The sequence below is a fragment of the Mesorhizobium sp. genome (assembly GCF_024509055.1).
Taxonomy (GTDB): Bacteria; Pseudomonadota; Alphaproteobacteria; order Rhizobiales; family Rhizobiaceae; genus Mesorhizobium.
Window position 1 is genome coordinate 1 of record NZ_JANINM010000061.1, and the last position, 5,974, is coordinate 5,974.

6 protein-coding genes are annotated in these 5,974 nt (G+C 64.6%); 3 read left to right on the plus strand and 3 right to left on the minus strand.

Features of this window, described 5'->3' with window-relative positions:
• Positions 1-705, plus strand: a 705-nt coding sequence (locus tag Q0L57_RS03810) for an FAD-dependent oxidoreductase (protein ID WP_296738322.1), incomplete at its 5' end; no start/stop codon positions are given.
• A 111-nt stretch (positions 706-816) separates the two neighbouring features.
• Here Q0L57_RS03810 and Q0L57_RS03815 read toward each other — a convergent pair.
• Positions 817-2,982, minus strand: coding sequence for a phosphatidylserine/phosphatidylglycerophosphate/cardiolipin synthase family protein (locus Q0L57_RS03815; protein WP_366940862.1), 2,166 nt, complete (start codon positions 2,980-2,982; stop codon positions 817-819).
• Complete coding sequence (locus tag Q0L57_RS03820; protein ID WP_296738324.1) at positions 2,979-3,419, minus strand: hypothetical protein; 441 nt, start codon at positions 3,417-3,419, stop codon at positions 2,979-2,981. The genes Q0L57_RS03815 and Q0L57_RS03820 overlap by 4 nt, the downstream gene beginning before the upstream one ends.
• An 85-nt stretch (positions 3,420-3,504) precedes the next feature.
• Between Q0L57_RS03820 and Q0L57_RS03825 the strand changes: the two genes are divergently transcribed.
• Entirely contained in the window at positions 3,505-4,035 is a 531-nt protein-coding gene (locus Q0L57_RS03825) for a hypothetical protein (RefSeq protein WP_296738325.1), read from the plus strand.
• Positions 4,036-4,138: 103 nt separating this feature from the next.
• On the opposite strand, the gene Q0L57_RS03830 is transcribed toward Q0L57_RS03825, so the two are convergent.
• A complete protein-coding gene (locus tag Q0L57_RS03830) occupies positions 4,139-5,020 on the minus strand; it encodes a LysR family transcriptional regulator (RefSeq protein WP_296738327.1) in 882 nt (293 codons plus the stop codon).
• A gap of 171 nt (positions 5,021-5,191) precedes the next feature.
• On the opposite strand from Q0L57_RS03830, the gene Q0L57_RS03835 reads away from it, so the two are divergent.
• Positions 5,192-5,974: aldehyde dehydrogenase family protein (locus tag Q0L57_RS03835; RefSeq protein WP_296738329.1), on the plus strand; the 783-nt coding region annotated here is incomplete at its 3' end.

The following is a 5,974-nucleotide window of genomic DNA, read 5'->3' on the forward strand; positions in this document are numbered from 1 at the left end:
AAATTCGTCGGCGGCCTCAGGCTGCCCGGCGACGAGACCGGCGACTGCAAGATGTTCACCGACCGGCTGGCCGAGCTCTGCGTGGCGCGCGGCGTCACCTTCGAGTACGGCACGACGATCCGCCGCGTCATCAGGAACCGCAACCGCGTCGCCAGCATCAGCACGGACAAGGGCTGGCGCACGGCCGACGCCTATGTGATGGCGATGGGCAGCTATTCCTCGCAGTTCATGCGCAAGATGAAGCGGCCGATCCCGGTCTATCCGGTAAAGGGCTATTCGATCACCGTGCCGATCACCAATGCGGACGCGGCACCCGTGTCGACCGTCATGGACGAGACCTACAAGGTGGCGATCACCAGGCTTGGCGACCGCATCCGAGTCGGTGGCACGGCGGAGATTTCCGGCTACGACCTGCGCCTGCACGAATCGCGCCGCCGCACGCTGGAGCATTCCGTAGGCGATCTCTTCCCGGGTGGCGGCGACCTCAGAGCGGCGACCTTCTGGTGCGGGCTGAGACCGATGACTCCGGACGGGCCGCCGCTGGTGGGCCGCAGCGAATTGTCCAACCTCTACCTCAACACCGGCCACGGCACGCTGGGCTGGACCATGGCCTGCGGCTCGGCCAAGGTGCTGGCCGACATCGTCTCCAACCGGGTGCCCGAGATCAACGCGCTCGACCTCAGCCCGGATCGCTACATCAAATAGACGGTCTCTCAGCGCGGTTCAGCGTTTCCACGGAAACGCCGAACCGCTCTATCTCTTTGTTTTTACGCAATTCCGAACGGAAAACCGTTTCGCTCTTTTCCTGGAATTGCTCTAGAACGCCTGCCTGACCCAGACCTCGCTGAACAGCAGCCGGTATGCCCAGCCAATGCTGACATTGGCGGAGACCGGCCGCGAATGGGCGAGGTAGTCGTCATAGATCGGCTTCATGCGGTGATAGAAAGCCGGGTCGAGCACGACCATGCCGTTCTCGCTGTCGTGGAAGAAGCTGCGGTTGTTGAGGTTGACCGAGGACACCGTCACCAGCCTCTCGTCGATCATCATGATCTTGGAATGCAGCACGACATCCGGCGCCTTGAATTCGCGGATGTTGACGCGGTCGCCATATCTCTCGACGAACAGCTTGTTGAGCGCGGTGAGGAACCTGCCACCGATATCGCCCTTGAGGTCGATGCGACCGACGATGTCGATCCTGACGCCTCGTGCCAGCGCCCTGTCGAAAGCACGGGCGATAGCGGGCGTGAGATTGAGGTATGGATTGACGATCTCGATGTGATGGTCGGCGCTGTCGATCAGCTCGACGAAGTAGTTTTCGAGCGCATGGCCGTCCTCATAAGGCACGGAAATGAAATGCCGCGCCACGCCTTGCGGGCGGCCGCCGTCGGAACGCACCGGAATGGAGAACGGCCGCGACAAGTTGGTGTCGGCGTCACGCAGCCAGACGGTTGAGAGATGCGCGGCAAGCGTCTCGACGGTCGCCTGGTCGGCTATCTCCATGTCGAAGTCGCTCCAGTTGGAGTAGTAGTTCAGCGAGAAGCCGTCGGTCTTGCCGTATTGCTGCAGTTCGGGGTAGCGCATCAGGTCGACCGGGCTGTGGAACAGGAAGCCGTCATGGATGTTGCGGCCGCCGATGATCACCCGCGAGCGGCCGGGCTGGTCGGTTAGCGTCGCTAGCATCTTGATGTGGTGCGTCTTGTGGAGCTGCGAGATCTGTTCGTCGAACGGCGCGCCGTGGTCGGCCTTCCAGCGGTACTCCTGCAATTGGACGTTGGGGTACTCTGCCGCGAGCCGATGCAGAAGGGCGTCGTCCTTCTCGCGCTCCAGCACGTCGGTCACCATGATGCGCACCTTCGTGCCCAGGGCGGCGTGATGGCGGATCAGCCGTTCCATGATGCGGCCGGAGAAATCCGCCTTGAACTCCAGCGAGGACAGATAGATCAGCCTGAGCTTCGGCGCGTTGGAGAAATCGAGCGGCAGTTCCGGGTCTGCCTTGTCGAAGGCGCTGTCGGGCAAGGTCTTGCCGAGCAGCGCCTCGACCTTGGCGTTGAAACCATCGCGCGACTTGCGCAGCAGTCGTGGCGCTCCGAGCGGCAGCGCGCAAGTCTGTGACAGCCAGCGTCCGGCATAGAATGCCCGATCGAGCTCCTCCAGGCCTGCCGGATCGGGCACCGGGCAGCGGTCGTAGCGGCTGTCCAGCGCGGCAATCCAGGGGTCGGCGACCTCTTCGCGCAGGATGGTCAGCTTCGCGCCGGCTGGCGCAATGCCGGAGCTGACGCGCAGGTCGCAACGGTTGAGCGCCTGGTCGGGGAAGAGGCTGACCGACGTCTCGGTGGCCGGCAGGCTGACATGGAATGCGGAGCCCCTGGCGATGGTGCTCGAACGACCGGCATCGTGGATCGCCAGCGGCCCGTCGCAAACGCCATCAATGGCGATTGGCTGCTGGCCGTCCTGACGCAGCACGATCTCGACGGAGCGGGCCTCGAGCCCGGAAAAGCTGAACGTCTTTGGTTCCGACGGCCTAGCGGCGGCGTTAAGATAGAGCGTCTGGCGCGACATGCGCCAGCGCACGGCGAAACGGCCCTTGCCTGGCTTGCCGGAGGCGGCCGGCAACTCGACGGAGTCGAGCGGCTTCGCCAGTTTACCGAGCGCGCGATAGGTAGACCGGAAATCGCCGTTCTGCACGTCGCGCCAATCGCGGCCGAAACGGCCGGTGCCGTTCGTGCGGTCTAGTGCGTCGATCCGGCTTTGGGCAAGCAATGCCTGGAATGCCCGTTCATAAGCGTCGTTGCCGTCGCCGGCGAAATAGCGCGCGGTGGCGATTTCGGCGCCGGTGACATCCGCGGAGGTCGGGGAACGCCGGCAGGCTTCGTCGCCCGGAAAAAAGGCGCAGGCCGAACGGCCGGGCATGCCGGCGCAGCCGGCCAGCACGATCAGCGCCAGCCCTAGCAGCAGCCTTGTTCCGACCAACCTTGCGCTCACCCAGCGGCCCCGTTCATGGTCTTCAGCAAGGCCGGGTCGCGCGGCGGCATGAAGCCGTGCGGGAAGACCTTGCAAACGGGGATGGCGAAAGTGGCGATGAGGAGTTCCGCCTCGGTGCGCATCGCCCTTGGCGCTTTCCTGTCGTCGCGGATCACTCTCGCCGAGGCGACGAGGGCGCCGTCGCAGTCGCAATGGTTGTGCTGGGCGATATAGCAGGCGTCGTGGATCTGGCACGCGGCATCGAGCCGGTCGACCGGTTTGGCGGAAAGATCGCCGGTACGGGTGCCGGGGCCGCAGTAATTGCCGATGACGAAAGGCGAGGGACGCGCCATCGCATAGCGGACCGGCTTCGGCAACTCCGCTTCGGGGACGCGGGTCCAGGGATTGGCGCAGTCGGCCAGGATCAGCAGCGGCAATATGGCAGGAACGGCGCGCATGTTTCCGCTGGCTTTCCACATCCCCCTCGCGCCCAGCCCATCCGGACGCAAATGCGCCGTGCCACACTCGCCCACTTTGTGGCAAGTGCAAGGCGGCACCAGCGCGCTGCCCATGCTATTATCGGTTGTGGCAGGGGAGGGTATCGTGAAGCGGCTTGTTCGTCTGGCTGTGACAACCGGATATGTGGTTTGCGCTTGGGCGGCAGCCGCTGCCGACAAGACCGTCCACGACAAGGAGAACGGCTTTTCGCTGACCTATCCCGAGGAATGGACGACAGAGCCGCCGTCCGGCAAAACTATCCGGCTCAAGGTCAAATCCGGTGAAAAAGGCCTGACATGCCGGGTTTCGGCAGGCCCGTACGATCCGTCAGCCCCCGATTCGCCGGCCGATCCCAGGGCGCTCTTCGAAACGGAATGGTCGCTGAAGGACTGGCAGGAGACCGTTGGAGCCGGTTTCAATTCCGCCGAATTCAGCAACGAAGAATTGATACACTTCCCTGACGGCTATCCGGCGCGCATCGCCGACATGGATTTCCGGCTGACCGATAGCGACTCGAGCTTTCCGGGCCATGCCAAGGTCGCGCTTTCGATGCGTGGCAACCGCTTTGGCCTGTGACCTGCGGGTTGGTGAGCGACAGCGCCGAGCAGACGAAATTGATGTGGGCGCCGCTCGCCGAACAAGCGGACAGGGTGGTCAGATCGTTCGTCCTCGACGAGCGCTAGACGAAGAGGGTTCTTTCCCGCTCGACCGCCTTGGTGATGAAATTGGCGACGATCTGCACGCGGCGCAGCGGCCTGACCGATTCGTGATAGACCAGCCAATAGGCACGGCGGATGGGCGCGACGATGTCGACGGGCACGAGCTCGGGCATCGAGCGGGCGACGAAGGTGTGCAGGATACCGATGCCGGCGCCGGAGCGCACCGCTTCGGCCTGGCCGAGCGCGGAGGAGATGGCAAAGCTCGTGCGCCAGTCAGGGCTGAATTCAGCCGCATAGTCGAGCGACGGGCTGACGATCAGGTCCGGCACATAGCCGATCAGCGTGTGTCGACCGAGTTCGGCGGCGGTCCCGGGCAAACCATTGGCGTCCGCATAGGCGAGCGAGGCGAACAGGCCGAGCGTGTAGTCGACCAGCTTTCCGGCCACCAGCCGTCCCTCGGTCGGACGCTCGACGGTGATCGCGATATCGGCCTCGCGCCGGGACAGCGAGAAGGAGCGCGGCACCGGCACCAGCTGGATGGTGAGCTCGCGGTGAAGCGCGGTCAGCTCGCCGAGGCGCTTGGCCAGGAAGGCGACGCCAAAACCATCGGGGGCGCCGATGCGCACCGTGCCGGAAACATCGTCGCCCTCGCCGGCGATTGTCGAGCGCGCGGCGATCATGTCGCTCTCCATGCGCTCGGCGATGTCGAGGAAGCGTTCGCCGGCCGGCGTCAGCTCGCTGCCGGTGGTCAGCCGGCGGAAGAGCTTTGTCCGCAGCGCCTCCTCAAGCGCCGCGATGCGGCGCGAGACGGTGGCATGGTTTAGCTCCAGACGTTTCGCCGCGCCGAGGATCTGCCCGGCGCGCGCCACGGCGAGGAAGATGCGCACGTCATCCCAGTTCATGAGGATGGTCCTGCAATTGTGCGGCCAAAGCGCGTTTCGTAATTTGCGGCAATTAATGCACAGGCGATGATGGTTGTCTATTTCGTGCACAACGGTTGCGTTCTTCCTCGCGTTGCCATCGCCGTTGCAAAGGCGGACAATAAGTCATCATCAAAACCAGGGAGAGAAAGCATGATCGAGTACGGTCATTTCATCGGCGGCAAGCGCGTCGCCGGCACCAGCGGGCGCAAGCAGGATGTGATGCAGCCCATGGACGGCTCCGTGCGCGGCACGGTGGCGCTGGCCTCGCAGGCCGAACTGCGCGCCGCGGTCGAGAACGCCAAGGCCGCGCAGCCCAAGTGGGCCGCCACCAACCCGCAGCGCCGCGTGCGCGTGCTGATGAAGTTCCTCGAACTGGTCCAGCGCGACTATGACGAACTGGCCGACATCCTGGCGCGCGAGCATGGCAAGACCGTTGCCGACGCCCGTGGCGACATCCAGCGCGGCCTCGAGGTGGTCGAAGTCTGCATCGGCGCCCCGCACATGATGAAGGGCGAGTTCACCGACGGCGCTGGTCCCGGTATCGACGTCTATTCGATGCGCCAGCCACTCGGCGTCGTCGCCGGCATCACGCCGTTCAACTTCCCGGCGATGATCCCGCTGTGGAAGATCGCGCCGGCGATCGCCTGCGGCAATGCGTTCATCCTGAAGCCTTCCGAGCGTGACCCGGGCGTGCCGATTCGTATCGCCGAGCTGTTCATCGAAGCGGGCTTGCCCGCCGGCATCCTCAACGTCGTCAACGGCGACAAGGAAGTGGTCGACGCCATCCTCGACGATCCGGACATCAAGGCCGTCGGCTTCGTCGGCTCGACGCCGATTGCGCACTACATCTATTCGCGCGGCACCGCGGCCGGCAAGCGCGTGCAGTGCTTCGGCGGCGCCAAGAACCACATGATCATCATGCCCGACGCCGAC

Excerpts from the sequence above, each read along its gene's own strand:
- Q0L57_RS03820 (WP_296738324.1), bottom strand. The coding sequence starts at position 3,419 with ATGCGCGCCGTTCCTGCCATATTGCCGCTGCTGATCCTGGCCGACTGC.
- Q0L57_RS03830 (WP_296738327.1), bottom strand. The coding sequence starts at position 5,020 with ATGAACTGGGATGACGTGCGCATCTTCCTCGCCGTGGCGCGCGCCGGG.